The organism is Klebsiella sp. X1-16S-Nf21, from assembly GCF_002837615.1.
Taxonomy (GTDB): domain Bacteria; phylum Pseudomonadota; class Gammaproteobacteria; order Enterobacterales; family Enterobacteriaceae; genus Klebsiella; species Klebsiella variicola.
The window spans coordinates 1-26,317 of sequence record NZ_PJDK01000075.1 but is presented as its reverse complement, the minus strand read 5'-3'; the positions used below and the strand labels follow the sequence as shown (position 1 = coordinate 26,317).

General features: G+C 56.5%; 23 protein-coding genes and 3 pseudogenes. 15 read left to right on the top strand and 11 right to left on the bottom strand.

Going from position 1 to position 26,317, the window contains the following annotated elements:
* A pseudogene (locus CW267_RS24695) lies at positions 1–327 on the top strand (GMP synthase (glutamine-hydrolyzing)); the annotation flags it as partial.
* Positions 328–396: 69 nt separating this feature from the next.
* Here the strand turns inward: CW267_RS24695 and CW267_RS24690 are convergent.
* Positions 397–1,686 carry an MFS transporter gene (locus tag CW267_RS24690; RefSeq protein WP_023340610.1) on the bottom strand — a complete coding sequence of 430 codons (1,290 nt, stop codon included), beginning with the start codon at positions 1,684–1,686 and terminating at the stop codon, positions 397–399.
* A gap of 72 nt (positions 1,687–1,758) precedes the next feature.
* On the opposite strand from CW267_RS24690, the pseudogene CW267_RS24685 reads away from it, so the two are divergent.
* Positions 1,759–2,668 (top strand): annotated as a pseudogene (locus tag CW267_RS24685) (LysR family transcriptional regulator).
* Between the two features lie 99 nt (positions 2,669–2,767).
* Here CW267_RS24685 and CW267_RS24680 read toward each other — a convergent pair.
* Positions 2,768–2,941: a YfgG family protein gene (locus CW267_RS24680; RefSeq protein ID WP_012967451.1), complete on the bottom strand. Its 174-nt coding sequence runs from the start codon at positions 2,939–2,941 to the stop codon at positions 2,768–2,770.
* Positions 2,942–3,311: 370 nt separating this feature from the next.
* Here CW267_RS24680 and CW267_RS24675 point away from each other — a divergent pair, with 370 nt between their 5' ends.
* Positions 3,312–5,540, top strand: a complete 2,229-nt coding sequence (locus tag CW267_RS24675; protein ID WP_008803822.1) for an EAL domain-containing protein — start codon at positions 3,312–3,314, stop codon at positions 5,538–5,540.
* Between the two features lie 55 nt (positions 5,541–5,595).
* Here CW267_RS24675 and ppx read toward each other — a convergent pair whose 3' ends face one another.
* The 4 genes from ppx to purM all read right to left on the bottom strand — a co-directional run bounded on the left by ppx (position 5,596) and on the right by purM (position 11,047).
* Positions 5,596–7,128: an exopolyphosphatase gene (ppx, locus tag CW267_RS24670; protein WP_008803823.1), complete on the bottom strand. Its 1,533-nt coding sequence runs from the start codon at positions 7,126–7,128 to the stop codon at positions 5,596–5,598.
* Between the two features lie 3 nt (positions 7,129–7,131).
* Positions 7,132–9,192, bottom strand: coding sequence for a polyphosphate kinase 1 (gene ppk1 / locus CW267_RS24665; RefSeq protein WP_004890441.1), 2,061 nt, complete (start codon positions 9,190–9,192; stop codon positions 7,132–7,134).
* Between the two features lie 179 nt (positions 9,193–9,371).
* Positions 9,372–10,013 carry a phosphoribosylglycinamide formyltransferase gene (purN, locus tag CW267_RS24660; protein WP_046621627.1) on the bottom strand — a complete coding sequence of 214 codons (642 nt, stop codon included), beginning with the start codon at positions 10,011–10,013 and terminating at the stop codon, positions 9,372–9,374.
* The gene (purM, locus tag CW267_RS24655) at positions 10,010–11,047 is read right to left on the bottom strand and encodes a phosphoribosylformylglycinamidine cyclo-ligase (protein WP_046621630.1); all 1,038 of its coding nucleotides are present in this window, start codon (positions 11,045–11,047) and stop codon (positions 10,010–10,012) included. The genes purN and purM overlap by 4 nt, the downstream gene beginning before the upstream one ends.
* A 263-nt stretch (positions 11,048–11,310) precedes the next feature.
* Between purM and bglK the strand changes: the two genes are divergently transcribed.
* The 5 genes from bglK to CW267_RS24630 all read left to right on the top strand — a co-directional run bounded on the left by bglK (position 11,311) and on the right by CW267_RS24630 (position 16,664).
* On the top strand, positions 11,311–12,204 hold the full coding sequence (gene bglK / locus CW267_RS24650; RefSeq protein WP_046621632.1) for a beta-glucoside kinase BglK: 894 nt from the start codon (positions 11,311–11,313) through the stop codon (positions 12,202–12,204).
* A 9-nt stretch (positions 12,205–12,213) separates the two neighbouring features.
* A complete protein-coding gene (locus tag CW267_RS24645) occupies positions 12,214–13,647 on the top strand; it encodes a 6-phospho-beta-glucosidase (protein ID WP_046621635.1) in 1,434 nt (477 codons plus the stop codon).
* A gap of 217 nt (positions 13,648–13,864) precedes the next feature.
* A complete protein-coding gene (upp, locus tag CW267_RS24640; protein WP_004201927.1) occupies positions 13,865–14,491 on the top strand; it encodes a uracil phosphoribosyltransferase in 627 nt (208 codons plus the stop codon).
* An 86-nt stretch (positions 14,492–14,577) separates the two neighbouring features.
* On the top strand, positions 14,578–15,864 hold the full coding sequence (uraA, locus tag CW267_RS24635) for a uracil permease (protein ID WP_012540908.1): 1,287 nt from the start codon (positions 14,578–14,580) through the stop codon (positions 15,862–15,864).
* 98 nt (positions 15,865–15,962) lie between these two features.
* On the top strand, positions 15,963–16,664 hold the full coding sequence (locus CW267_RS24630; RefSeq protein WP_020947395.1) for a DnaA inactivator Hda: 702 nt from the start codon (positions 15,963–15,965) through the stop codon (positions 16,662–16,664).
* Here CW267_RS24630 and CW267_RS24625 read toward each other — a convergent pair.
* The 3 genes from CW267_RS24625 to bepA all read right to left on the bottom strand — a co-directional run bounded on the left by CW267_RS24625 (position 16,661) and on the right by bepA (position 19,533).
* Positions 16,661–17,572 (bottom strand): Rpn family recombination-promoting nuclease/putative transposase, encoded by a 912-nt coding sequence (locus CW267_RS24625; RefSeq protein WP_012540909.1) that lies wholly within the window; start codon positions 17,570–17,572, stop codon positions 16,661–16,663. The two genes, CW267_RS24630 and CW267_RS24625, sit on opposite strands and share 4 nt — an antisense overlap.
* A 128-nt stretch (positions 17,573–17,700) precedes the next feature.
* Positions 17,701–18,060: an arsenate reductase (glutaredoxin) gene (gene arsC, locus CW267_RS24620; protein ID WP_086631348.1), complete on the bottom strand. Its 360-nt coding sequence runs from the start codon at positions 18,058–18,060 to the stop codon at positions 17,701–17,703.
* 9 nt (positions 18,061–18,069) lie between these two features.
* Positions 18,070–19,533 carry a beta-barrel assembly-enhancing protease gene (gene bepA / locus CW267_RS24615; RefSeq protein WP_008803831.1) on the bottom strand — a complete coding sequence of 488 codons (1,464 nt, stop codon included), beginning with the start codon at positions 19,531–19,533 and terminating at the stop codon, positions 18,070–18,072.
* 51 nt (positions 19,534–19,584) lie between these two features.
* On the opposite strand from bepA, the gene CW267_RS30905 reads away from it, so the two are divergent.
* Positions 19,585–19,701, top strand: coding sequence for a hypothetical protein (locus tag CW267_RS30905; RefSeq protein WP_012540910.1), 117 nt, complete (start codon positions 19,585–19,587; stop codon positions 19,699–19,701).
* A 54-nt stretch (positions 19,702–19,755) separates the two neighbouring features.
* Entirely contained in the window at positions 19,756–20,820 is a 1,065-nt protein-coding gene (locus tag CW267_RS24610; protein ID WP_008803832.1) for an AI-2E family transporter, read from the top strand.
* Positions 20,821–20,880: 60 nt separating this feature from the next.
* Here the strand turns inward: CW267_RS24610 and bcp are convergent, their stop codons facing one another.
* Positions 20,881–21,351, bottom strand: a complete 471-nt coding sequence (gene bcp / locus CW267_RS24605) for a thioredoxin-dependent thiol peroxidase (RefSeq protein WP_008803833.1) — start codon at positions 21,349–21,351, stop codon at positions 20,881–20,883.
* 3 nt (positions 21,352–21,354) lie between these two features.
* Complete coding sequence (locus tag CW267_RS24600) at positions 21,355–21,921, bottom strand: glycine cleavage system transcriptional repressor (protein ID WP_002913804.1); 567 nt, start codon at positions 21,919–21,921, stop codon at positions 21,355–21,357.
* Positions 21,922–22,074: 153 nt separating this feature from the next.
* On the opposite strand from CW267_RS24600, the gene dapA reads away from it, so the two are divergent.
* From dapA to CW267_RS24570, 5 genes and pseudogenes are all read left to right on the top strand, one after another.
* A complete protein-coding gene (gene dapA, locus CW267_RS24595) occupies positions 22,075–22,953 on the top strand; it encodes a 4-hydroxy-tetrahydrodipicolinate synthase (protein ID WP_002913803.1) in 879 nt (292 codons plus the stop codon).
* A gap of 16 nt (positions 22,954–22,969) precedes the next feature.
* Positions 22,970–24,004, top strand: a complete 1,035-nt coding sequence (gene bamC, locus CW267_RS24590) for an outer membrane protein assembly factor BamC (RefSeq protein WP_008803834.1) — start codon at positions 22,970–22,972, stop codon at positions 24,002–24,004.
* Between the two features lie 228 nt (positions 24,005–24,232).
* On the top strand, positions 24,233–24,946 hold the full coding sequence (purC, locus tag CW267_RS24580) for a phosphoribosylaminoimidazolesuccinocarboxamide synthase (RefSeq protein ID WP_002913801.1): 714 nt from the start codon (positions 24,233–24,235) through the stop codon (positions 24,944–24,946).
* Between the two features lie 119 nt (positions 24,947–25,065).
* Entirely contained in the window at positions 25,066–25,935 is an 870-nt protein-coding gene (locus CW267_RS24575; RefSeq protein WP_023298061.1) for a neutral zinc metallopeptidase, read from the top strand.
* A 9-nt stretch (positions 25,936–25,944) separates the two neighbouring features.
* Positions 25,945–26,317: pseudogene (locus CW267_RS24570) on the top strand (tRNA cytosine(34) acetyltransferase TmcA); the annotation flags it as partial.

Sequence of the window (26,317 nt, the reverse complement as noted above, 5' to 3'; positions counted from 1 at the left end):
AAAGAGTACTGCGACCTGCTGCGTCGTGCGGACGCTATCTTCATCGAAGAGCTACACAAAGCTGACCTGTACAACAAAGTGAGCCAGGCGTTTACCGTGTTCCTGCCGGTGCGCTCCGTCGGCGTAATGGGCGATGGCCGTAAATACGACTGGGTCGTTTCCCTGCGTGCGGTGGAAACCATCGACTTTATGACCGCGCACTGGGCGCACCTGCCGTATGATTTCCTCGGCCGCGTCTCTAACCGCATTATCAATGAAGTGAACGGTATCTCCCGCGTGGTGTATGACATCAGCGGTAAGCCGCCAGCAACGATTGAGTGGGAATGATCCTCGGCGTTAGCTGAATAAAACAAAACCCTCTGTATTTACAGAGGGTTTTTTATTTTAGACATCCCTTCAATCCCGTCGTCCCAGAAGATTATCTGGCAGGGTGAGGTTTCCCTGTGAATTCCCCGTTTGCGGTTCCGGCAGATGTTCAGCTGGCCCATTTTTTGCCGCCGTCGGATGAAGGGCGGGAAATTTGCCCGGCTGTGCCTTGCCCGCCCCGCGCACCATCGCCAGCGCCAGTCCGGCAACGATCAGCGTTAACCCGGTGGACACCCACATTCCGCCGATAATGCCCAGCCGGTGGTTCAGCCATGCGTAGGCAAAGGGTGAGGCAGCCGCCATCAGTTGCCCGGGGATTAGCAGGATACCGGTGCGGCAGGCATAGCTTTCTGCGCTAAACAGCGCCAGCGGTAGCGTCGCTTTGACAATCGTCACCAGCCCGTTAATCGCGCCATACCCCAGCACAAACCCGGCTGCGAACCCGGCATAAGCCGTGCTGCTCAATCCAAGGAGAAAACAGAGTGGCATGGCGAGCGCAGTAAAACGCGTCAGCGTGAGTGGGGTGACCCGGGGACCGGCCAGCACTTCCCCCAGCCGGGCGCCGGTCTGGCCGAATCCCCACAGCATACCGACGGCAACCGGCAGACCAAAGTGGCTGATAAACTCCGGCAGATGGGTGGAGGTGCCGTTAGAGATGAAGGTGATCAGCGCAATGAAGATCGCGTAACGCACTCCGTTACGCCGGTCGCCCTCTGCTGTCGCTTGCGAGGCTGGTGATTTCGCCGGTGAACTGAGCCGCTGGCGAGGCAGTTGATAACTCAGCCATGCGCTCAGCAGGCCAAACAGCGCATAGATCCGCAAGGCATTCTGCCAGGGCATGATGGTTAATAACGCCTCGCCCAGCGGCCAGAAGAGGGCAGAGGCCAGACCGCCAGCGAGAGTGATATGAGAGATAGTTTTCCGCGCCTGCTGACCGTACAGATTCACCACTGTGGCGAACAGCGCATCATACAGCGAAAGCCGCATGCCGATGCCGGTCAGCAGCCAGGCGCCGTACCAGCCGGCCAGCGAAGGGCGCCAGGCCATCATGGCGCAGCTGGCGGCTATCAGTAAGGTTCCGCTGGTGACCACCAGCCTTCCGCCAAAGCGAGCCAGCAGCCTGGCAACGAACGGAGAAACAGCGGCCATCATCAGCATGGCGAGCGTCAGGCCGAGATAGATCTGCGGCAAGGACCATCCTTTGTCGGCGGCGATAGCCCCGGCAAAGGTGCCGGGCATATAAAAAGAGATCCCCCAGTTGATCAGTTGCTGACCGCCCGCGGTGAAGGCGAGCCGTCGGGGAATAGCGCGTGTTTCCATGGTTTTCATTCCGTTAAGGCAGTTGTCCTGAGCATACCCGGCAGGCTATTGTTCTGGCAGAGCGGCCACCTTATGCGCGGTATAAGAGAAACTTTGTATGACAACACTGAACCTGGGAAACCTGGCGACCTTCCGGCTGGTCGTACAGCGCGGCAGCTTTTCTGCCGCCGCCGACGCGCTGGGGATCTCCCAACCTGCCGTTAGCCTGCAGGTGCGTCAGCTGGAGCAGTTTTTACAGACCCGTTTGCTGGAGCGTACCGGCCGCGGGATCAAGGCGACGGCGGCGGGAATGGCACTGCTGGCCCACAGCGAGCAGATCGATCGGGCGGTGAATAGCGCAATGCAGTCGGTCAGCGCATTCAGTCAGGAAGTTAATGGGGCGGTAACGCTGGGGACCGGCGCGACGGCCTGCATTCATCTTCTCCCGCCGCTGCTGCAGCATCTTCGTCAGCAGCATCCGCTGTTGACGGTGGGGGTGACCACCGGCAACACGCTGGATATCGTCCGGGCGGTGGAGGAAAATCGCCTCGATCTCGGGCTGGTTACCTTGCCCGTACAGGGACGCAGTCTGGCGGTGACCTCAGTGGTTGACGAGGAGTTCGTGGTTATCCATGCCAGTCACGAGACGGGGACGCTGGCGGATTATACTCCTGCTGAACTGCTGGCGCTGCCGCTCATTGCCTTCGAAGCCGGCAGCGGCACCCGGGATCTGATTGACCGCTGGTTCCGCTCGGCGGGAGTGGCGGTCACGCCGGTGATGCAGTTGGGCAGCATCGAGGCGATTAAACGGATGGTGCGGGCAGGGCTGGGCTACAGCATCGTGCCCCGCATGGCGGTGGAGCAGGAGAAGGATCGCGACGGATTAAGCGTGCACTCGCTGGCGCCGCGGCTATATCGACAGCTGGCGGTAGTCATGCGTCAGGACAAAATTGTGACAAAAGGTATCGCAGAAATGCTGCGCCTGCTGCATGCCGTGCGCTGATAAATCGCCGACGGCAAAATTACCGCATCAAAGACAATACATCAGCAGCGAGCGACTCTGTCTGCGGAGTGTGGCGCTTCCAGTATTATAATCAAAGGATTACTCGCGAGCGGAGGGCTCGACGGTGAGTGAAGACTCCTGCGACGCTTTTTTATCCTGGTGATGGTACCAGGCGCCGATGGAGGAGTAGACAAAGCGTCCAAAGAAGAAGAGAAAGCTGATAAGCAGTACGATACGGGTCATGCGACGGTTAAATCGATGTCGTTTACGCATACTGGGTGCCTGACTCACAAAAGGTTCCTTGAAGTATACCCGAAGATGGGCGATGGGGGTATTAAGGCACAGGAACGAGGTGGGGTCAATTGATGCAGATGTAAAAGTGCCGCAGTGAAAACATTAATTAATGTTATATAAGATAATCATCGTATTTACATGCTCACTTTATTAGCAATAAAAAGGTAAAAAAATAAGTTTTATTAATGTTAGCGTCAGTATTTGTTGATTTATATCAACAGTCCCATTCTCTTGACCACTAAAATCAGCGAACATTACCGTATCGTTATTACTTATGCGGTCAGCATGGGGTGGTTGGATGCCTGCCTGAATATGCCTCGCAGGAGCAGAGGCTCTCTGTAGAGCACCTATGAATTTATTAAAATATTATCAACAATATCGCGACAAGTGGTGGGCTTTACCGCTTGTTCTGCCCTCGCTGTTATTACCCTTCGCCAGATGGGCGAATACCTACACCATGCTCAATGGCCACATGGTATTCCTTTATTATCTTCCTCTGGCATTAGTACTCAGCCTGATGATGTTTTTCGGTTGGGCGGCGATCCCGGGTATTATTATTGGCCTGCTGCTCACGCTGGCCCGAGGAATGACGCCCGAGCAGGCTATCGGCGTGTTGTTTCATTTTCTCATCCCCTGCGTGCTGTGCTGGGGCGGATATCGCATCTTTGTACCCCGGCGCCAGCAGGTCTCGCACGGTAACGTCAAACTGATGCCGCACCGTCTGTTCTGGCAGATGCTGCTTCCCTCGGTCATTTTTCTTATTCTGTCACAGATCGCTGAGTATCTGGGACTGCATCCACGTACGACGGAGATGACGGGGATTACGCCGTTTAGTTTACGGTCATTAATCACCTTTCAGGCGTTGATGGTGGGGTGTCTGACGGGCGTGCCGCTGTGTTATTTTCTGCTGCGGATAATTCGGAACCCTTTTCATGTTCGCGGATTTATTTCTCAGGTTCGCTTACAAATTGATCCAAAAATAAAAACAATTGAAATCATTTGCTGGGCGGCGATATTAATCCTGCTGCTGGGGCTATTATTGATGCCGCTTAATGATACCAGCACCATATTTAGTACGAATTATACGTTATCATTACTTATGCCGGTCATGCTCTGGGGAGCCATGCGTTTTGGTTATCGTTTTATCTCGCTGATCTGGACGCCGGTACTGATTGCCGTGATCCATTTTCATTACCGTTACTTACCGGTTTATCCAAGCTATAACACCCAACTGGCGATCACCTCGTCAAGCTATCTGGTCTTCTCGTTTATTGTCGCCTACACGGCGATGCTGGCGACACAGCAGCGGCTGATCTACGCTCGCGTCCGGCAGATGGCTTTCCTCGACCCGGTCGTACATATGCCTAATCTGCGGGCGCTGAGTCGGGCGCTCAATGGCACGAGCTGGTCGACGCTCTGTTTTTTGCGCATTCCTGAGCTGGAACTGCTGGGCCGCCACTACGGCGTATTGTTACGCATTCAGTATAAGCAAATGCTGGCGAACCACCTGAGCGCGTTACTGCAGCCTAACGAAGCGGTGTATCACCTTGCCGGCCATGACTTGGTTTTTCGCCTCAACAGTGAAGGGCATCAGGCGCGTATTCATTTGATCGACCGCTCCCTGCGGCAGTTCCGTTTCTACTGGGACGGGGTTCCCCTCCAGCCGCGGATCGGCATGAGCTATTGCAACGTGCGCTCACCGGTCAAACATCTGTATTTGCTGCTTGGCGAACTAAACACGATTGCCGACATGTCGCTGGCCAGCGGCCATCCGGAGAATATGCAGCGCCGCGGCGCCGGCCATGTTCAACAGGATCTGAAAGATAAAGTGGTGATGATGAATCGCATCCTCAAGGCGCTGGAGCAAGACCACTTCGTCCTGATGGCGCAGCCTATCCAGGGCATCCGCGGCGATAACTACCATGAAGTGTTGCTGAGGATGGAAGGGGAGTCGGGCGAACTGACGGGGCCAAACGCGTTCCTGCCGGTGGCGCATGAGTTTGGCCTCTCCTCTCGTGTGGATCAGTGGGTCATTGAGCACACGCTAGCCTTTATGGATACCCACCGGCGGGCACTGCCCGGTCTGCGGCTGGCGATCAATCTCTCTCCGGTCACGTTGAGCCGCAGCCAGTTTCCTCAGGAAGTCGAAGCGCTGCTGCAGACGTACAACATTGAGCCATGGCAGATTATTTTCGAATTGACCGAGAACTATGCGCTCAGTAACCCTGAGCTGGTCTGTCAGACTTTAGAGCATCTGCGGGCGCTGGGCTGCCGGGTGGCGATCGATGATTTTGGTACCGGCTACGCCAGCTACGCCCGGTTAAAAACGATGAACGTCGACATTCTTAAAATCGACGGCAGCTTTATTCGCAATCTGCTTGCCAGCAGTCTCGATTACCAGGTGGTGGATTCTATTTGTCGTCTGGCGCGTATGAAGAACATGCAGGTGGTGGCTGAATATGTCGAGTCGCCGGAGATACGCCAGGCGGTCATCGCGCTGGGGATCGATTATTTGCAGGGCTACGATATCGGCGTACCGGTACCACTGGCGCAGCTGGCGGAAGGGATGACTGCCTGAAGCAGAAAAAAGCCGGGCGCGATGGCCCGGCCTGGGGAATATTCAGGAGCGCGGCTCAGGCGTCTGGCTCTTCTTCTGCAATCTTCAGCAGCCATTCCGGCACACCTTCCCAGTACTGCTGCTCTTTTTCCAGATCCAACAGCACCAGCGCATTCTGGCTAAACCAGTTGTGCGGGAAGGTCAGCGTCCAGTGGTGAGCTTCCGTCTGCAGCCGCAGGGTCGGCGGCGTGGTGGTGGCCTGACGCTGGTTATTCAGCAGCACGCCCAGGCGCAGCAGCTGGATCAGCGGCAGAAACTGCTTTTTCCTGAACAGCGTAAAGCGCGGCAGGTCGTCGAGTTTTATCGCTTTGCGATGATAGCGCACCAGGGTGGCCATCAGCATCTGCTGCTCCTGGTTGAAGCCCGGCAGGTCGCTGTTCTGCAGAATGTAGGCCGAGTGGCGATGCATACCGCTATGGTTGATATTCAGCCCTACCTCATGGAGCATCACCGCCCACTTCAACAGCGCCGCAAGGTGCGGATTGGCCAGCTTGGGGTTCTGTTCCTGCCACTGTTCCAGCATATGGGTGGTGGTTTCCAGCACCCGGCGTGCCTGTTCGCGATCGATATTGTACTGATTCGCCAGACTCTGCGCTGTGCGGCTACGAATATCCTGGTGGCGGAAGCGGCCTTCCATTTCGTACAGCACGCCTTCACGCAGGGCGCCATCGGACAGACGAAGTTCTTTAATGGCTAGCGCGTCAAACACGCCGCACAGAATCGCCAGCCCCGGCGCAAAGACCGCTTTACGATCTTCAGAGAGGCCTGGCAGACTGAGCGCGTCGAAGTTTTTATGCTTCAGCAGCTCACTGACCAGCATTTCGAGGCGTTCCGGCGTAATAAATCCGTCCTTCTCACCCATGGCCACCAGCACTTCCTGCGCAGCTTTAATGGTGCCGGAGGCGCCCAGCGCCACGGTCCAGCCCTGAATACGGAACTGCCAGGCCAGGGTTTCCAGTTTTTGTACCGCCGCCAGGCGAGCACGCTGGAAATTTTCTTTATTGATTGTCCCGCCAGGGAAGTAGGCTTGCGAGAAGCTCACGCAGCCCATGCGACGGCTTTCCACCAGGCGGGGCTCAAAATCTTCACCGATGACCAGCTCGGTCGAACCGCCGCCGATATCAATCACCAGCTTACGACCGCGCTCCGGTTGCGTATGCTCAACGCCCATAAAAATCAGGCGCGCTTCTTCATTGCCGGAGATGATCTCGATCGGGTAGGGGATCACTTTTTCCGCGCGTTTCAGAAACTCCGCCGCGTTGGTCGCCTGACGCAGCGTATGCGTCCCGACGATGCAGACGCTGGAAGGGGAGAACCCTTGCAGACGTTCAGCAAACAACGACAGGCAGTTCAGCCCGCGGGTCATCGCTTCTTCGCTCAACACCGAGTTTTCATCAAGGCCATCGGCCAGATGCACGCGCTGTTTCAGGCGTCCAATGATCTGCATGGCGCCATCGACGACACGGGCGATCACCATATGAAAACTGTTCGAACCAAGGTCGACCGCAGCGAATTCCTGCGGCCGAGGGGTTATTTCGTTTATTGGCATAGGTTAGTCGGGTTGTTCGAGTGATTTGAGATAATCGTAAATCGCCATCTGTGCACGCACTTTACGGCGATTGCCGCGCGGCACATAGCGATTACTCAGTTCTTTATCAAGATAGCGCGCTTTTACCGTATCGTTGAACAAGATATCAAAAATATCCAGCACTCGCTGTTTCAGACGCGGGTCGAGCAGCGGGGCGGCAACTTCAATACGGTAATCGATGTTACGCGTCATCCAGTCGGCAGAGGAGAGCCAGACCTGTTTATCGCCACCGTTTTCAAAACAGTAGACCCGGTCGTGCTCGAGGAAACGGTCAACGATGCTAATGACGCGGATATTATCGCTGATGCCTTCCAGTCCAGGGATCAGCGAGCACATGCCGCGGATCAACAGATTGACCGGCACGCCGGAGCTGGAGGCGGCGTACAGTCTGTCCACCAGCCCTTTATCCACCAGGTTGTTCAGCTTCAGCGTAATCCCGGAGGGTTGCCCGTTCTGCGCATTGGCGATCTCGCGATCGATCATCTCATACAGCAGACGGCGCGAGTTCTGCGGCGACACCAGCAGGTAATCGAAGCTGACCGGGCGGTAGGGGTTTTCAATAAAGTTAAACACGCGGCGGACTTCATTGGTAATGCGCGCATCGGCGGTTAACAGCGAATAGTCGGTGTAGATCCGCGCTGTCTTCTCGTTAAAGTTACCGGTACCGATATGGGCGTAGCGCACCACCTCATCGCCTTCTTTACGCGAGATAAGGAACAGCTTGGCGTGGATCTTCAGACCCGGCGCGGAGAAGATCACGTGGACCCCCGCTTCCGTCAGGCGTTTCGCCCAGTGAATGTTAGCCTCTTCATCGAAGCGTGCCTGCAGCTCCACCACCACGGTGACTTTTTTACCGTTATGGGCGGCGTGGATCATCGCGTCAATGATGCGCGAATCTTTGGCTACACGGTAGATGTTGATTTTGATCGCCAGTACGCTGGGGTCGAACGAGGCCTGACGCAGCAGCTCCAGCACATGCTCAAAAGTGTGATAGGGATAGTAGAGCAGGACGTCGCGTTCGCGGATGGCGTCGAAGCCGTTGCGGAATTTATCAAACCACAGATGACGCAGGCGCGGCATAGGCTTATTGACCAGATTAGCCTTACCCACATTCGGGAAGCCGATAAAGTCTTTAAAGTTGTGGTAGCGGCCGCCCGGCAGCATCGAGTCGTAATTGGAGATGGAGAGCTTATCGCGCAGCATTTCGACCATCGCGTCCGGCATATCGCGCTGGTAGACGAAGCGAACCGGCTCGGCGGTTAAGCGCTGCTTGAGGCTGGAAGACATCAGCTCCATCAGGCTCGACTCCATCTCATGCACCAGATCGTACTCGGCGTCACGGGTCATTTTCATCGAGTAGGCGTTCAGCGCATCGTAATCAAAGAAGCCTTTAAATATATCATCCAGGCAGTAGCGTAGGATGTTATCCAAGAGGATCATTGGTTTACGGCGGCGAGGCGCTTCCGGCGGCAGGTTTACGAAGCGCGGCACTTTGTCTGACGGAATTTCCAGCAGGGCATAGTTGATGTTTTCCCCGCGGATAATCTCTACAGCCAGATAGGTGTAATCATCTTTCAGGAACTGCACGAGGTCCGTTTCGCGGTTAATCAGGATCGGCGAGATATGCTGACGCAAATACTGTTTGAAGTAGTTGCGCAGCCAGGCCTGCTGATTAACGGATAGCTGACGCTCGTTGATGAGGAAGATCTGGTTGCGCGCCATCTCCAGCAGCAGTTCGTTATACAGACTATCGAATTCCTGATCGGCCTTCAGAACGCGGGCCTGGATTTTGCCTAACAGGTGGCGAGAATGGGCGGTACTGCCTTGTTCTTCACTGATAATAATCCGGCGCTTAAGCTCAGCGAAGCGCACTTTGTAAAACTCATCAAGGTTGTTGGAGTAGATCCCTAAGAAGCGCATGCGCTCAATCAGCGGGTTACTTTTGTCCGCCGCTTCCTGCAGCACGCGTTCGTTAAAAGACAACCAGCTGAGTTCTTTTTCGATGTATAGCTTTTCCTGGCCCATTACCGCTCACACTCCGTTTTACTCACAGGACGTAGACTATTATGACGAATTTTTCTGCATAGCGATTTACTGTGTCACAACAATATGACAGTAAGAAGAAATATTTCTGTGAGATGATTGATTAATAAACAATTTTAATTAAAAAAAAGCCCCGCGACAGGAAAAGGCGGGGCTGTTGTTCATTCTTCAGCGGCATAGCCCTGGGGCGGAAGTTGTCGTTCATCCAGCCAGGCGTGGTTGCCTGCCATGCGCAGACGCCCATCGACGAACCAGCTGATGACCAGCGGATAAATGGCATGTTCCTGGGCCTGAACCCGCGCCGTCACCTCATCTTCGCTGTCGCCAGCGAAGACCGGCACCTTGGCCTGCAGGATAACCGGACCGCCGTCCAGCTCATCAGTGACGAAGTGCACCGAGGTCCCATGTTCCTCATCACCGTTTTCCAGCACCTGACGATGAGTATGCAGGCCAGGATACTTCGGCAGTAACGAAGGATGGATGTTCAGCAGACGTCCCTGATAATGGCTGACGAACGCCGGGCTCAGGATACGCATATAGCCCGCCAGCACTACCAAATCCGGGGCGTAGGCGTCGATTTCATGCATCAGCTGACGATCGAATGCTTCCCGGTCGGCAAACTGACTTTGCGCCAGCGCGTGGGCCGGGATGCCGGCCGCGCGCGCGCGTTCAAGGCCAAACGCATCAGCCTTGTTACTGAATACCGCCCGCAGGGTGCCGTTTATCTGTTTCCGGTCGCAGGCGTCGATGATCGCCTGCAAATTGCTGCCGCTACCGGAAATCAGCACCACGATGTTTTTCATGCAATGACCACACGCTGTTCGGAATCGGAAGCTTTGATATACCCGATTTTCCACGCGTTTTCACCTTTCTCGTTCAGCAGGGCAACGGCCTTGTCTGCTTCTGCAGCCGGTAGGGCGATAACCATCCCCACGCCGCAGTTAAAGGTACGGTACATTTCATGCTGGCTGACGTTACCGGCGGTTTGCAGCCAGTTGAAGACGGACGGCCACTGCCAGGAGGACTCATCAATGATCGCCTGGGTGTTATCCGGCAGCACGCGCGGAATATTTTCCCAGAAACCGCCGCCGGTCAGGTGGGCGATAGCGTGGACGTCAACGCTGGCGATCAGATCGAGCACCGATTTCACATAGATGCGGGTTGGCGCCAGCAGATGGTCGGCCAGCGGTTTGCCGTCAAGGTCGGTGGTCTGCGGGTCAACGCCGCTAACCTCAATGATCTTACGCACCAGTGAATAGCCGTTAGAGTGCGGGCCGCTGGACGCCAGCGCCACCAGCACGTCGCCGTCGGCCACTTTGCTGCCGTCGATGATTTCTGATTTTTCCACCACCCCGACGCAGAAACCCGCTACGTCGTAATCTTCACCGTGATACATCCCCGGCATTTCTGCGGTTTCACCGCCCACCAGCGCGCAACCGGACTGCAGGCAGCCTTCGGCGATGCCGTTAATGACGCTGGCCGCGGTATCGACGTCCAGTTTACCGGTCGCGTAATAATCCAGGAAAAACAGCGGCTCAGCACCCTGAACCACCAGGTCGTTCACGCACATGGCGACCAGGTCGATGCCGATGGTGTCGTGACGCTTCAGATCCATTGCCAGACGCAGCTTGGTACCGACGCCGTCGGTGCCGGAGACCAGTACCGGCTCGCGGTATTTCTGCGGCAGTGCGCACAGCGCGCCGAATCCGCCCAGTCCCCCCATCACTTCCGGGCGACGGGTTTTCTTCACCACGCCCTTAATACGGTCGACGAGAGCGTTGCCTGCATCAATATCCACGCCGGCATCTTTATAGCTGAGAGAGGTTTTGTCGGTCACTGCGAAGTCTCCACGCGTTTGCGGTAAGCAAGAAAAATCGGCGCAATTCTAACAGGGAAAGCAAACGTTTGCGAGCCTGCTTTACAGTCGGCGTGAAACAGCGGATAGATGGTCAAATTTGATACTGCTCACGAAAATGAAACCGGGTACAGTCTTGTGCTTGCCTCAGCCTTAAGGAATCCTCATCATAATACTGAAACCGGTTTCTGTGTTGGTTTGCCACGCATTTTGCCAGTGATTGACGCTGGTCAGGAGAGGGATGAATGAAAATTGCGGCATTTGATATCGGTGGCACCGCATTAAAGATGGGCGTGATGACCCGCGATGGTAGGCTACAGGAAAGCGCGAAGCAGTCGATCAATGACAGCGATGGCGATCATATCTTACAGGCAATGCTGTCATGGCTGGCGGCCCACCCGTCGTGTGAAGGGGTAGCCATCAGCGCGCCAGGCTATGTTGATCCGCACAGCGGCTTTATCACCATGGGCGGCGCTATTCGTCGATTTGATAACTTCGCCATGAAAGCATGGCTTGAAGCCCGGACCGGACTGCCGGTCTCAGTTGAAAATGATGCCAACTGTGTGCTGCTGGCCGAGCGCTGGCAGGGCAAAGCGGCGGAAATGGCCAATTTTCTGGTACTCACCATTGGCACCGGCATTGGTGGCGCGATTTATTGCCACCACCAGCTGGTTCACGGGGCGCGTTTTCGTGCCGGTGAATTCGGCTACATGCTCACCGATCGTCCCGGCGGACGCGATCCTCGTCGCTATTCGATGAATGAGAACTGCACCCTCAGAGTGCTGCGCCATCGCTATGCGGAACATATCGCTGCGCCGCTGGAGAGCGTGACAGGCGAAATGATTTTTGACCGCTATGACGCCGGCGACCCGGTTTGCCAGCGTCTGGTCGCCGAGTTCTTCAATGGCCTGGGCCATGGCCTTTATAACCTCGTTAATATCTTCGATCCGCAGACCATTTTTATCGGCGGCGGCATTGTGGAACGTCGCGGATTTCTGGCGCTGCTGCGCCAGCATCTGGCCTGGTTTGGCATTGCCGACTATCTCGATACCGTCAGTCACGGCAACGATGCCGGCCTGATTGGCGCGGTTTACCATTTCAATCAGCACTATCGTTCGCCTGGCGACGATCGACATTAGGGAGAGACTATGTCCGGATTTAAAGCAGGTTTTCTGTGGGGCGGCGCGGTCGCCGCGCATCAGTTAGAGGGCGGCTGGCAGGAGGGCGGCAAGGGGATCAGCGTGGCGGATGTGATGACCGCCGGCGCCCACGGCGTGCCGCGTGAAATTACCGACGGCGTGGTGGCGGGGAAAAACTACCCGAACCATGAGGCGATCGATTTTTATCATCGTTATCCGGAGGACCTGGCGCTGTTTGCCGAGATGGGCTTCAAATGTTTTCGCACCTCGATTGCCTGGACGCGTATTTTCCCGCAGGGCGATGAGCTGGAGCCCAACGAGGCTGGCCTGCAGTTTTACGATGATCTGTTCGACGAATGCCTGAAGCACGGCATTGAGCCCGTGATTACGCTGTCGCATTTTGAAATGCCTTATCACCTGGTCACCGAGTATGGCGGCTGGCGCAACCGGAAGCTGATCGACTTTTTCGTGCGCTTTGCCAGGGTCGTCTTCACCCGCTATCAACATAAAGTGAAGTACTGGATGACCTTTAACGAGATCAACAACCAGGCCAACTTCCATGAGGACTTTGCCCCCTTCACCAACTCCGGTTTGAAATATTTGCCGGATGAAGACCGGGAACCGGTGATGTACCAGGCCGCGCACTATGAGCTGGTGGCCAGCGCCCTGGCGGTGAAAGCGGCGCGCGCGATCAACCCTGCACTGCAGATTGGCTGCATGATCGCTATGTGTCCGATCTATCCGCTGACCTGCGCGCCAGACGATATGATGATGGCGATGAACGCCATGCACCGCCGTTACTGGTTTACCGACGTTCATGTGCGCGGCCGCTATCCGCAGCATCTGCTCAACTATTTTGCCCGCCGCGGCTTTACCCTGGATATCACCGAAGCCGATCGTCAGGCGTTAACTGAGGGCTGTGTCGACTACATTGGCTTTAGCTACTATATGTCGTTCGCCACCAAAGCCACCGAAGATAACCCCTTGCTCGACTATGATGAAACCACCAGCCTGGTCTCCAACCCGTATGTGAAAAAGTCGGACTGGGGATGGCAGATTGACCCGGTTGGCCTGCGCTATTCGCTGAACTGGTTCTGGGATCACTACCAGTTGCCGCTGTTTATTGTCGAAAACGGTTTTGGCGCGATCGATGTCCGTGAAGCGGACGGCAGCGTCAATGACCAGTATCGTATCGATTATCTCTCCGCCCATATCGCGGAGATGAAAAAGGCGGTGGTCGAGGATGGCGTTGATCTGATGGGCTACACCCCGTGGGGCTGTATCGATCTGGTTTCCGCCGGCACAGGGGAAATGAAAAAACGCTACGGCTTCATTTATGTCGATAAAGATAATGAAGGCAATGGCTCGCTGGCTCGCAGCCGGAAAAAGTCCTTTGCCTGGTATCAACAGGTGATTGCCAGCAACGGGGAGAACCTGTCGTAGTCGGGTGACGCTAACGCTTAACCGACCTACAATACACGTAGGCCCGCGTAAGCGTATGGACTGCACCCCGCACCCAAGCCGGAGCCTTGCCTCCGGTTTTTTTGTCTCTAAATCACTTTGCTTGATATACGTCAAGCAAGATGGGTATGGCACAATCCGCAAAAAGCGGTATAATCCCGCGATTTTTTTTGTGGCCGCCCCTCAGAGGAGAAAGAGAATGAAGATTGTGGAAGTCAAACACCCACTCGTCAAACACAAGCTGGGCCTGATGCGCGAGCACGACATCAGCACCAAACGCTTCCGTGAACTCGCCTCAGAAGTGGGCAGCTTACTGACTTATGAAGCCACCGCCGATCTGGCGACCGAGAAAGTGACCATCGAAGGCTGGAATGGCCCGGTGGAAGTTGAGCAGATCAAGGGCAAGAAAATTACCGTTGTGCCTATCCTCCGCGCAGGCCTTGGCATGATGGAAGGGGTGCTGGAGCACGTCCCCAGCGCGCGTATCAGCGTGGTGGGTATCTATCGTAATGAAGAGACTCTCGAGCCGGTACCTTACTTCCAGAAGCTGGTGTCCAACATTGATGAGCGTATGGCGCTGGTGGTTGACCCGATGCTGGCCACCGGTGGGTCGATGATCGCCACTATCGATCTGCTGAAAAACGCTGGCTGCACCAGCATCAAGGTGCTGGTACTGGTGGCAGCGCCGGAAGGGATTGCCGCGCTGGAGAAAGCGCACCCGGACGTTGAGCTGTACACCGCCTCTGTCGATAAGGGACTGAATGAACACGGGTATATCATTCCCGGTCTCGGCGATGCCGGCGACAAGATCTTTGGTACGAAATAATCGAATAACGATAAATAAGCCGACTTTGAAAGTCGGCTTTTTTTTGAATAAAACACACATAACTAACCATCTCAGAGGAAAACACTATGACGCGCCGTGCTATCGGGGTGAGTGAAAGACCGCCGCTTTTACAGACTATCCCGCTTAGTTTGCAGCACCTGTTTGCTATGTTTGGCGCAACGGTGCTGGTGCCAATCCTGTTCCACATCAACCCGGCCACCGTCCTGCTGTTTAACGGTATTGGTACGCTGTTGTACCTCTTTATCTGTAAAGGCAAAATCCCGGCGTATCTGGGATCGAGTTTCGCCTTTATTTCTCCAGTACTGCTGCTGTTGCCGCTGGGCTACGAAGTGGCGCTGGGTGGTTTTATTATGTGCGGCGTGCTGTTCTGCCTCGTCTCCTTTATTGTCAAAAAAGCCGGTACCGGCTGGCTGGATGTGATGTTCCCGCCGGCGGCGATGGGCGCCATCGTGGCGGTTATCGGCCTCGAACTGGCGGGTGTGGCGGCTAATATGGCCGGGCTGCTGCCAGCCGACGGTCAAGCCCCCGACAGCAAAACCATTATTATTTCGATGGTAACGCTGGCGGTGACGGTATTTGGTTCTGTGCTGTTCCGCGGCTTCCTGGCGATTATTCCAATCCTGATTGGCGTGCTGGTGGGCTATGCGTTGTCGTTTGTGATGGGGGTGGTCGATACCACCCCGATCGCCGAGGCGCACTGGTTCGCGCTGCCGACCTTCTACACGCCGCGCTTTGAGTGGTTTGCTATCTTCACCATTCTGCCCGCCGCGCTGGTGGTGATTGCTGAGCACGTCGGGCACCTGGTGGTGACCGCCAATATCGTTAAGCGCGATCTGATCCGCGACCCGGGTCTGCATCGTTCGATGTTTGCCAACGGCCTGTCGACGATCATCTCCGGCTTCTTTGGTTCGACGCCCAACACCACCTACGGTGAAAATATCGGCGTGATGGCGATTACCCGGGTTTACAGTACCTGGGTTATTGGCGGCGCGGCGATCATTGCGATTCTGCTCTCCTGCGTCGGCAAACTGGCGGCGGCTATCCAGATCATTCCGGTACCGGTGATGGGGGGCGTTTCGCTGCTGCTGTACGGGGTGATCGGCGCCTCGGGGATCCGCGTACTGATTGAATCGAAGGTGGATTACAGTAAAGCGCAGAATCTGATCCTCACCTCCGTGATCCTGATCATCGGCGTCAGCGGCGCTAAAGTACACATTGGCGCCGCCGAGCTGAAAGGGATGGCGCTGGCGACCATCGTGGGCATCGCGCTGAGCCTGATTTTCAAGCTTATCAGCGTCCTGCGTCCGGAAGAGGTGGTCCTCGACGCGGCGGATAGCGAAGAGGTTAAATAACGATCTCCTGACCGGGCGGCGATCCCGCCCGGTTCTCTCCTGACCTAAATCTGTGGTAAACTCTCCGCGTTTTTCTGTAAGCCTATGTTGAGGTCCATCTGAACGCACCGGCACAGCTCTCTTTGCCACTGTATCTTCCTGACGACGAAACCTTCGCAAGTTTCTGGCCGGGTGATAATCCTTCCCTACTTGCTGCCCTCCAGAACGTACTGCGCCAGGAACACAGCGGGTACATTTATATCTGGTCACGTGAAGGGGCAGGTCGCAGCCACCTGTTACACGCCGCCTGCGCCGAGCTTTCCCAGCGCGGGGATGCGGTGGGCTACGTGCCGCTGGATAAACGGACGTGGTTTGTGCCCGAGGTACTGGAGGGGATGGAACAGTTGGCGCTGGTCTGCATTGATAATATTGAATGCGTCGCCGGGGATGAGCCCTGGGAAATGGCCATCTTTAATCTCTACAACCGGATCCTGGAATCAGGCAAAACCCGACTGCTGATCACCGGCGATCGGCCGCCGCGGCAGCTGAATCTTGGTCTGCCGGACCTCGCCTCACGGCTGGACTGGGGGCAGATCTATAAGCTGCAGCCGCTGTCGGATGAAGACAAACTGCAGGCGCTGCAGCTACGCGCCAGACTGCGCGGCTTCGAGATGCCGGAAGACGTGTGCCGCTTCCTGCTGAAGCGGCTGGATCGCGAGATGCGCTCGCTGTTTATGACCCTCGATCAGCTGGATCACGCCTCGATTACCGCCCAGCGCAAGCTGACGATCCCCTTCGTGAAAGAGATCCTTAAGCTCTAGTCCGCCAGTGGGGCCAGCTCCTGCTCCGTCAGTCCGGTCAGATGAGCGACCAGATCGCGCGCCAGGCCACTGTGTAGCATGGCGGCGGCGATACGCTGTGCCTCTTCTTTCCGGCCTTCCTGTCGCCCCTGCGCCAGTCCCCGCTCCAGTCCCTGTTGCTCGAGATATTCCGCAATCGTCATCAACGTCTCCTTATGCTGCGGCGTACGTAACGCCAGTTCGCGTATGAACTTGATCGGCTCGCGCGTATTGCCTGCCTGCACCAGATAGTGCATCAGGGCTTGTACCTGCGATTGTGTCGCCAGTCCAGTCAATAATAATTCGCTCAGCTTGTCGAGGAGCTGCGCCAGATCGCGTTGTCGAATATGTTTTTGCAGTAACTCCAGCGTTGCCATGCGCTGGTGGGTGGCAATGTCGTCATCCGGAATGACGGTAATGTCCGCCAGCGGAAACGCTTCGTGATAAAGACGGTTGGCCAGTTCCGGGGCGGCGAATTCATCGAGCCAGCGTAGAGAGTATGGGTAGGGGCTGGCCAGACCGTGGTAGAAGAGGACAGGGATCACCAGCGGTAGTTGATCGTGACCGGCATCGAGATGACGCTGCATGGCGGCGATGGCATAGCGCATCAGACGAAAGGCCATATGCCGGTCGGGCGTGCTCTGGTGTTCGATAAGCGCATAAATATAACCGTCTCCCGCCGTGGTTTTCAGGGAATACAAAATGTCGGCATAAAAGGGACGCAGATCGTCTTCGACAAAATGCCCCGACTCGAGGTGCAGCGTACGCAGATCGCATACTTTAAGCAGCGTTTCGGGCAGATACAGTTGCAGGAAATCGCGGGCGGTATCGGGATGGGAGAGGTAGGTTTTAAACACCGCGTCATGGGGCGTGGAGGTCGGTTTTTTCATGTTCATCCGTCCAGTGGATTGAGCGATAGATGAACAGTAGCATCGTCCGGCGGGCGGGAGGGATTGGCTTGGAAGATCTGGAATCGGCCACGTAAAAAAAAGCGCCGCGAAAGCGCGGCGCAGGTGGGTTAGCTTACGATCTCAAGGACCTGCTCCGGCGGGCGGCCAATACGCGCCTGGCCGCGGCTGACGACGATAGGGCGTTCAATGAGCTTAGGATTGTCGACCATCGCCTGAATCAGCGCCGCGTCGCTAAGCGCCTGGTCGGCAAGATTGAGCGATTTGTACAGATCCTCCTTCTGGCGCATGAGCTCGCGGGGGCTCTCCATACCCAGCAGCTGCAGCAGCTCACGCAGCGTATCGGCATCCGGCGGTGTGTCGAGATAAAGCACCACCTGTGGATCGATGCCGCGGCTCTGCAGCAGGTTCAGCGTTTCGCGGCTCTTCGAGCAGCGTGGGTTATGGTAAATTGTTACCGCGTCGGTCATGGGGTCTCCTTACATTTTTTGATAGGGGCGGAAGCGGGCCTGCAGATCGCGTAGCTGGTCGATACGGGCATCGTAACGCGCCTGCTGCAGGCTACCAAGTTTCACCTGCGAGCTGGCGCTGCTGAGCAGGGAAATCGCCTGTTCCAGCTGACCGACCAGCGCCATGCTTTCTGCCCGCGCCGCCAGCTCCTGGTCGCGATTGCCCAGCGCGCCTTCCGCCTGGGCCAGCAGATCCCAGCCGTTGCCATCCTCTTTATTGGTAAAGGTATACCGGTTCAAAATGGTCGCCGCTTCCCCGGGCTGTCCGCCCTGCAGCAAGGCGTTGGCCAGGTTCAGCTGCAGTACCGGATTGGTGCGCAGCTCGCGGGCGTTTTTAAGGCGATTGATGGCGTCGCTGGTTTTCTTCTGCCCGAGGTCGATATCCGTGGCCAGGTCGAGATACCAGGCATTTTGCGGGTCGGCGCTGAGCAGCGGCTGCAGCGTTTTGCGTGCCTGGTCAAAGTTGTTGCTTTCCATCGCCAGCAGAGCGCGACCATACTGGGCGGCATGCTGTTGGCGAATATTGCCCTTATCCCAGGCGTTCAGCAGATCGGTGCCCAGCTTGTTGTCGCCGTTGGTGTACATCCCGAGGGTACGCGCCTTCGCCAGATAGAAGTCCGCTGAGGACTGTACCACCACCGGGCGCATCTGGTTGGCGCGGTTACGGGCATCGGCCAGTCGGCTTTCCGGCAGGGGGTGGGTGAGCAGCATTTCCGGCGGTCGCGTCGAGTAGCGCGACTCGTCAAGCAGTTTACCCATAAACATCGGCATAGCCTGTGGGTCGAATCCCGAGCGTTGCAGAACCTGAATGCCAATCCGGTCGGCCTCTTCTTCGTTCTGGCGGGTGAAGCTGATCATGCCCTGTTGGGTACCGGCCAGCGTCCCGGTCAGCGCCGCCATCCCGGCCTGCGGGCTGGCCATCGCCAGCAGAATCGAACCCAGGGCACCGACCCAGGTCAGCGGCGCATTGCGCTTCTGATCTTCCATCGCGCGGGCGAGATGCCGCTGCGTGACGTGGGAAATTTCGTGCGCCATGACAGAGGCCAGTTCGCTCTCATTATCAGAGTAGCGGAACAGGGCGGAGTGGAGGACCACGTTGCCGCCAAAGAAGGCGAAGGCGTTGATTTGGTCGTTATTAATCAAATAGAAATGGAACGGGGTGCGCACTGAGTTGGCGTGTGCCACCAGACGCATGCCCAGCCCGTTGATATATTGCACCAGCAGGGGATCGTTAATCAGCGGCGCACTGCCGCGCAGCTGGCGCACATAGTAATCCCCCATCTGCATTTCCTGACCAATCGACAGCGTGCTTCCTGCAGAGGTCCCCATGTCCGGCAGCGTATCTGCGGAGTCAGCAAAAGCAGGGCCTATCGAACCCAGCGTCAGCGAGGCGATGACGGTCGCCACCAGCGTTTTCTTCAACTGCCTGAACATAACCTCTGTCCTGTAATGTGGGTGTGCCAGTTTGACCGATTGTGCGACGCAATGTTCCCTGGCCGCATCCCAGCGAGTTTAGCTGGCGTTGGCCGCCTTGAAAATATGATCTTCACGGCGGAGAACGGTTTGTCTGCGGCGCATCAAAAAGCGAAGTCTTTTTTGTGACATTTCGATACAATTCCCCGGATTGTCGCCGCTTGGCCCTTCAGGGAAGGTTTTATGCTTGAGATGTTAATGCAGTGGTACCGCCGTCGATTCAGCGACCCTGAGGCGATAGCGCTGCTGGTTATTTTGCTTGCCGGTTTCGGCATCATGTTCTTTTTCAGCGGTCTGTTAGCGCCGTTACTGGTGGCTATCGTACTGGCCTATCTGCTGGAGTGGCCGACGGTTCGTCTGGAACGGATTGGCCTGTCGCGCACCTGGGCGACCTCGCTGGTGCTGATCCTCTTTGTGGGCATCCTGCTATTGCTGGCCTTTGTGGTGCTGCCGGTGGCCTGGCAGCAGGGGATCTACCTCATCCGCGATATGCCGGGCATGCTAAATAAGCTCTCTGATTTCGCCGCCACGCTGCCGCGGCGCTATCCGGCGTTAATGGATGCCGGCATTATCGATGCGATGGCGGAAAATATGCGCAATCGGATGTTGACGGTGGGCGACTCGGTTGTGAAGTACTCTCTGGCCTCGCTGGTGGGGCTGCTTACCCTGGCGGTCTATTTGGTGCTGGTGCCGCTGATGGTCTTCTTCCTGTTGAAGGATAAAGAGCAGATGCTCAACGCGGTGCGCCGCGTACTGCCGCGTAATCGTGGCCTTGCCGGGCAGGTCTGGAAGGAGATGAATCAGCAGATCACCAACTACATTCGCGGCAAGGTGCTGGAGATGATTGTCGTCAGCGTCGCCACCTGGATCGGCTTTATTCTCTTTGGCCTCAACTACTCGCTGCTGCTGGCGGTGCTGGTGGGCTTCTCGGTGCTGATCCCCTATATCGGCGCGTTTGTGGTGACCATTCCGGTGGTGGGGGTGGCGCTGTTTCAGTTTGGCGCTGGCACCGAGTTCTGGAGCCTGTTCGCGGTCTATCTGATTATTCAGGGGCTGGACGGCAACCTGCTGGTCCCGGTGCTGTTCTCGGAAGCGGTCAATTTACACCCGCTGGTGATTATCCTGTCGGTGGTGATCTTTGGCGGGCTGTGGGGGTTCTGGGGCGTCTTCTTCGCCATTCCGCTGGCCACGCTGATTAAAGCGGTAGTGCATGCCTGGCCGGATGGCCTGGTGGTTGACGACGACTGACGTGTTCGGGATAAAAAAGACGCCGGGTGAGGATCTCCTCCCCCGGCGTCTTGCTCTGCATCAGGCGTTTTCTTTCAGCCAGTTCAGCACCACGTCGTGGTGATTGCTGGTCTTGAAGTCATCAAAGACGTGTTCGATTTTGCCATCGGCATCGACGAGGAAACTAATACGGTGAATACCGTCGTAGGTTTTCCCCATGAAGGATTTTTCGCCCCAGACGCCAAACTGCTCGCAAACCTGATGGTTTTCATCAGACAGCAGCGTGAAGTTCAGCAGCTCTTTCTCGGCGAAACGGGAGAGCTTTTCCGGTTTATCGGTGCTGATGCCCAGCACTTCTACACCGGCTTTCTTCAGGTCGTCCATATTATCGCGCAAGCCGCACGCCTGGACGGTGCAGCCCGGGGTCATGGCTTTCGGGTAAAAATAAACCAGGACACGTTGTCCCTGGAAGTCGGTTAAATTTACTTCCTCGCCGTCCTGGTCCGGTAAGCTAAATTTCGGTGCGATATCACCGGCTTTCAGTGGGGTCATGGGTTAAACTCCATCCTGTTCATCATGCTGTGAATAATTAACGATGTTAATACTGCCTTGTGCGTTCAGTTCTGTACATAGGGCTTTGAACGCTTGTTCGATATTTGCTGCATTTTGCGTCGCAGGACTGTGGGCAGTTATCTGGATAAAAAGCTGCGCGGAATCGCCGTCTCCCGGCTGAGTGCGGGACACCAGTTCCGCAATATTCATATTCCAGGTATCGCACAGGGCAGTGAAGCGCTCGATGATATGCGGTGAGTCCGGCACCTCAACCTGGACCCAAACGGTGTTTGGCATGGCCTGCGGCGGGCGCGCAGTGGTGCGTTTCATCACGATCAACAATTCCAGCTCCGCACCTTTCAGCGGCAGGGTTGATTCGATCAGGTTAATCGCATTCCACGACCCGGAAAGCAGCATGATAAACGTAAACTCATCACCGAGCATGGCCAGCCGGCTGTCTTCGATATTACAACCGCAGCTGCTGACGTGGCGAGTGATCGTATTCACGATGCCGGGACGGTCAGCCCCCAGGGCGGTAATAACCAGATAGTGTTGTAATGAGGCTGTCAAACCTGTTCTTCCTTTAAAAAGGTGAGGTAACATTAGGAAAGCATAAAAAAAACCGCCATACAACATCCCTGATGGCGTCGGGTCTCTTGCTTTTATTGCAGCTCCAAACGTAACATTGAGAATCTTGTCGCACTTCTGCTCTGAGGATGGCCCATGTTCACGGGAAGTATTGTAGCGCTTGTCACGCCGATGGATGAAAACGGTAATGTCTGCCGGACAAGCCTGAAAAAACTGATTGATTACCATGTCGCCAACGGAACCTCGGCGATCGTTTCGGTAGGGACTACCGGTGAATCCGCAACGCTGAGCCATGAAGAGCATGGCGACGTAGTGATGATGACGCTGGAACTGGCCGACGGGCGTATTCCAGTTATCGCTGGCACGGGAGCCAATGCAACCGCAGAGGCGATTAGCCTGACCAAACGTTTTAACGATAGCGGTGTTGTCGGCTGCCTGACGGTCACTCCTTATTATAACCGTCCGACCCAGGAAGGCCTGTTCCAGCACTTTAAAGCTATCGCTGAACATACTGACCTGCCGCAAATTCTGTATAATGTGCCGTCCCGTACCGGTTGCGATATGCTGCCGGAAACCGTTGGCCGTCTGGCGGAAATTAAAAATATTGTCGGTATTAAGGAAGCTACAGGGAACTTAAGTCGCGTTCACCAGATCAAAGAGCTGGTTTCAGACGACTTTATTCTGCTGAGCGGTGACGATGCGACCGGTATGGACTTCATGCAGCTCGGCGGCGTGGGCGTGATTTCCGTCACCGCCAACGTGGCGGCGCGCGAAATGGCCGACATGTGCCGTCTGGCGCTGGCGGGTCAATTTGCCGAAGCGCGTGCGATTAATCAGCGTCTGATGCCACTGCATACAAAATTATTTGTCGAACCCAATCCTATCCCGGTGAAATGGGGATGCAAGGCGTTGGGTCTTGTGGCGACCGATACGCTGCGCTTGCCGATGACGCCCATCACCGACCATGGTCGTGAAGCCGTCACCGCCGCGCTGAAGCATGCCGGTTTGCTGTAAAGTTTAGGGAGATTTGATGGCTTACTCAGTACAGAAGTCGCGCCTGGCGAAGGTTGCGGGTGTTTCGCTGGTTCTACTCCTCGCGGCCTGTAGTTCCGACTCGCGCTATAAGCGTCAGGTGAGCGGTGATGAGGCCTATTTACAGGCGTCACCGTTGAGCGAACTTCACGCGCCGGCGGGGATGATCCTGCCGATTCAGGTGGGCGATTACAACATTCCGGTGGCCAACAGCACCGGCGCGGTGGGCAAAGCGCTGGACATTCGCCCGCCAGCGCAGCCGCTGGCGTTGGTCAGCGGTGCGCGGACCCAGTTTAATGGCGATACCGCGACGCTGATGGTTGAGAACGGCCGCAGCGGCTCGCTGTGGGCGCAGGTCACCAGTATCCTTCAGTCGAAGAACTACGTTATCGCGAAACGCGATGATGCGAGCCAGACGCTGAACACCGACTGGGTTGAGTGGAACCGCCTTGATGAAGATCAGCAGTATCGCGGTCGTTATCAAATCTCCGTCAAACCGCAGGGCTATCAGCAAGCGGTGGTCGTTAAGCTGGTGAATCTGGAGCAGGCGGGTAAACCGGTTGCCGATCCGGCGTCACTGCAGCGCTACAGCACCGCCATGCTGAACGTCATTTCTGAAGGCCTTGATGCGAGCGCCACCAGCGCCCAGAACGCGGCCCAGCGCAGTGCTGGCGCCACCTTCGACGTGCAGAGCGCTGCCGATGACACCGGCCTGCCGATGCTTGTCGTTCGCGCGCCGTTTAACATGGTGTGGCAACGTCTGCCGGGCGCCCTCGAAAAAGTGGGAATGAAAGTGACCGACAGCACGCGCTCTCAGGGCAGCATGGCGCTGACCTACAAGCCGCTGTCTGACAGCAGCTGGCAGGAGCTGGGCGCACGTGACCCGCAGCTGGCCTCCGGTGACTACAAACTGCAGGTCGGTGACCTCGATAACCGCAGTAGCCTGCAGTTCATCGACCCGAAAGGTCACACTCTGACGCAGTCGCAAAATGACGCCCTGGTAGCCGTATTCCAGGCCGCATTTAACAAGTAATCAAAAGGGCTGGAGCAATCCGGCCCTTTTAATATATAGTGACGCAAACGTGTGCGTATACACATCATCCTTCAAATTGCCTCTTTGTTGGCCGCCTTCGTTCACCCCAGTCACTTACTTTTGTAAGCTCCTGGGGATTCGCTCAGTTGCCGCCTCGATGCACTTTGAATGATTTTGTGTATAGGTGGAAACGTATTTTTAGGCTCAATATCACTGGAGTAGTGAAAGATGAAAAAGCAAGCTGAGTTGTATCGTGGTAAGGCGAAGACAGTATACAGCACCGATAATCCGGACCTGCTGGTACTGGAATTCCGTAACGATACGTCAGCAGGTGATGGCGCGCGCATCGAGCAGTTCGATCGTAAAGGCATGGTGAATAACAAGTTCAACCATTTCATTATGAGCAAACTGGCAGAAGCGGGCATCCCTACCCAGATGGAAGCGCTGCTTTCCGATACCGAATGTCTGGTGAAAAAACTGGATATGGTGCCGGTAGAGTGCGTGGTGCGTAACCGTGCGGCAGGCTCGCTGGTAAAACGTTTAGGCATTGAAGAAGGTATCGAGCTGAACCCGCCGCTGTTCGACCTGTTCCTGAAAAACGATGCTATGCACGATCCGATGGTCAACGACTCCTACTGCGAAACCTTCGGCTGGGTGAGCAAAGAGAATCTGGCGCGGATGCGCGAGCTGACCTACAAAGCCAACGACGTGCTGAAAAAGCTGTTCGATGACGCCGGTCTGATTCTGGTGGACTTTAAGCTGGAGTTTGGTCTGTTCAAAGGCGAAGTGGTGCTGGGCGACGAGTTTTCGCCGGACGGCAGCCGCCTGTGGGATAAAAATACCCTCGATAAAATGGACAAAGACCGCTTCCGCCAGAGCCTGGGCGGCCTGATCGAAGCCTACGAAGAAGTGGCTCACCGCCTGGGCGTTAAGCTCGACTAACCCGCTCGCCGCCAGAAGATGGCCTCATCTTCTGGCGTCTCTTGCTGTTTCCTGTGGTAATCCTGCGCTGAACCGCCTACGATCTCTGCTATTGATACATAACAGGGAATGAGGTGCTTATGCGCTGGCAAGGGCGTCGCGAAAGCGACAATGTTGAAGATCGACGTGGTCAATCAGGCTCGCCGTTTGGCGGCGGCGGGGGCTTCCGTCTGCCGAGCGGGAAGGGCGGCATTGTACTGCTGATTATTGTGCTGGTGGCGGGCTACTACGGCGTGGATTTGACCGGCATGCTGACCGGGGAGCCGATGCCGCAGCAGCAGACCTCCACGCAGCGCTCCATCAGTCCGAAAGACGATGAAGCGGCGAAGTTTACTTCCGTCATTCTGGCCACTACCGAAGATACCTGGGGACCGATCTTTGAAAAGATGGGCCGCCAGTACCCCCAGCCAAAACTGGTGCTCTACCGCGGCGCGACACGTACCGGCTGCGGCACCGGTCAGTCGGTGATGGGGCCGTTCTACTGTCCTGCCGACAGCACGGTCTATATCGATCTGTCCTTCTACGATGAGATGAAAAATAAACTGGGCGCCGACGGCGACTTTGCTCAGGGGTACGTCATTGCTCATGAGGTGGGCCACCACGTGCAAAAACTGCTGGGCATTGAGCCGAAAGTTCGCCAGCAACAGCAGCATGCCACCGAGGCCGAAGCCAACCGTCTGTCGGTGAAGATGGAGCTGCAGGCGGACTGCTTCGCCGGCGTCTGGGGCCATAATATGCAGCAGCAGGATATTCTGGAAACCGGCGATCTGCAGGAGGCGCTGAACGCTGCCGAAGCCATCGGCGACGACCGTCTGCAGCAGCAGAGCCAGGGGCGCGTGGTACCGGACAGCTTTACCCACGGCACCTCAAAACAGCGCTACACCTGGTTCAAACGCGGTTTCGACAGCGGCGATCCGGCGCAGTGCAATACCTTCGGCAGCGCGCTGTAATCGCCACCGATGATGGACGCGCTGCTTGACCTCACCGCGCAGATGGCGCGGGAGGGGATCCGTCGCCTGCTGGTGCTCAGCGGCGATGAGGCCTGGATGCTGCAGCAGGCGCAGGCGCTACGGGAGCGGCTCGGCGGCGATGGTCTGTGGGTAGGCTCCGATCCGGTTTCTGCGCCCTGCGTGGCGCCTGGCGCCCTGAAGACGCTGCTGGGGCGGGAAGTGATGCACGCCTTTTTCGATGCCCGGCGCGGGTGTGACGTGGCGGCCCTGGCGGCCCTGAGCGGTACGCTGCGGGCGGGAAGCTGGCTGGTGCTGCTGACGCCCCCCTTCGCCGACTGGCCGACCCGGGCGGATGAGGACTCCCTGCGCTGGAGCGATACTC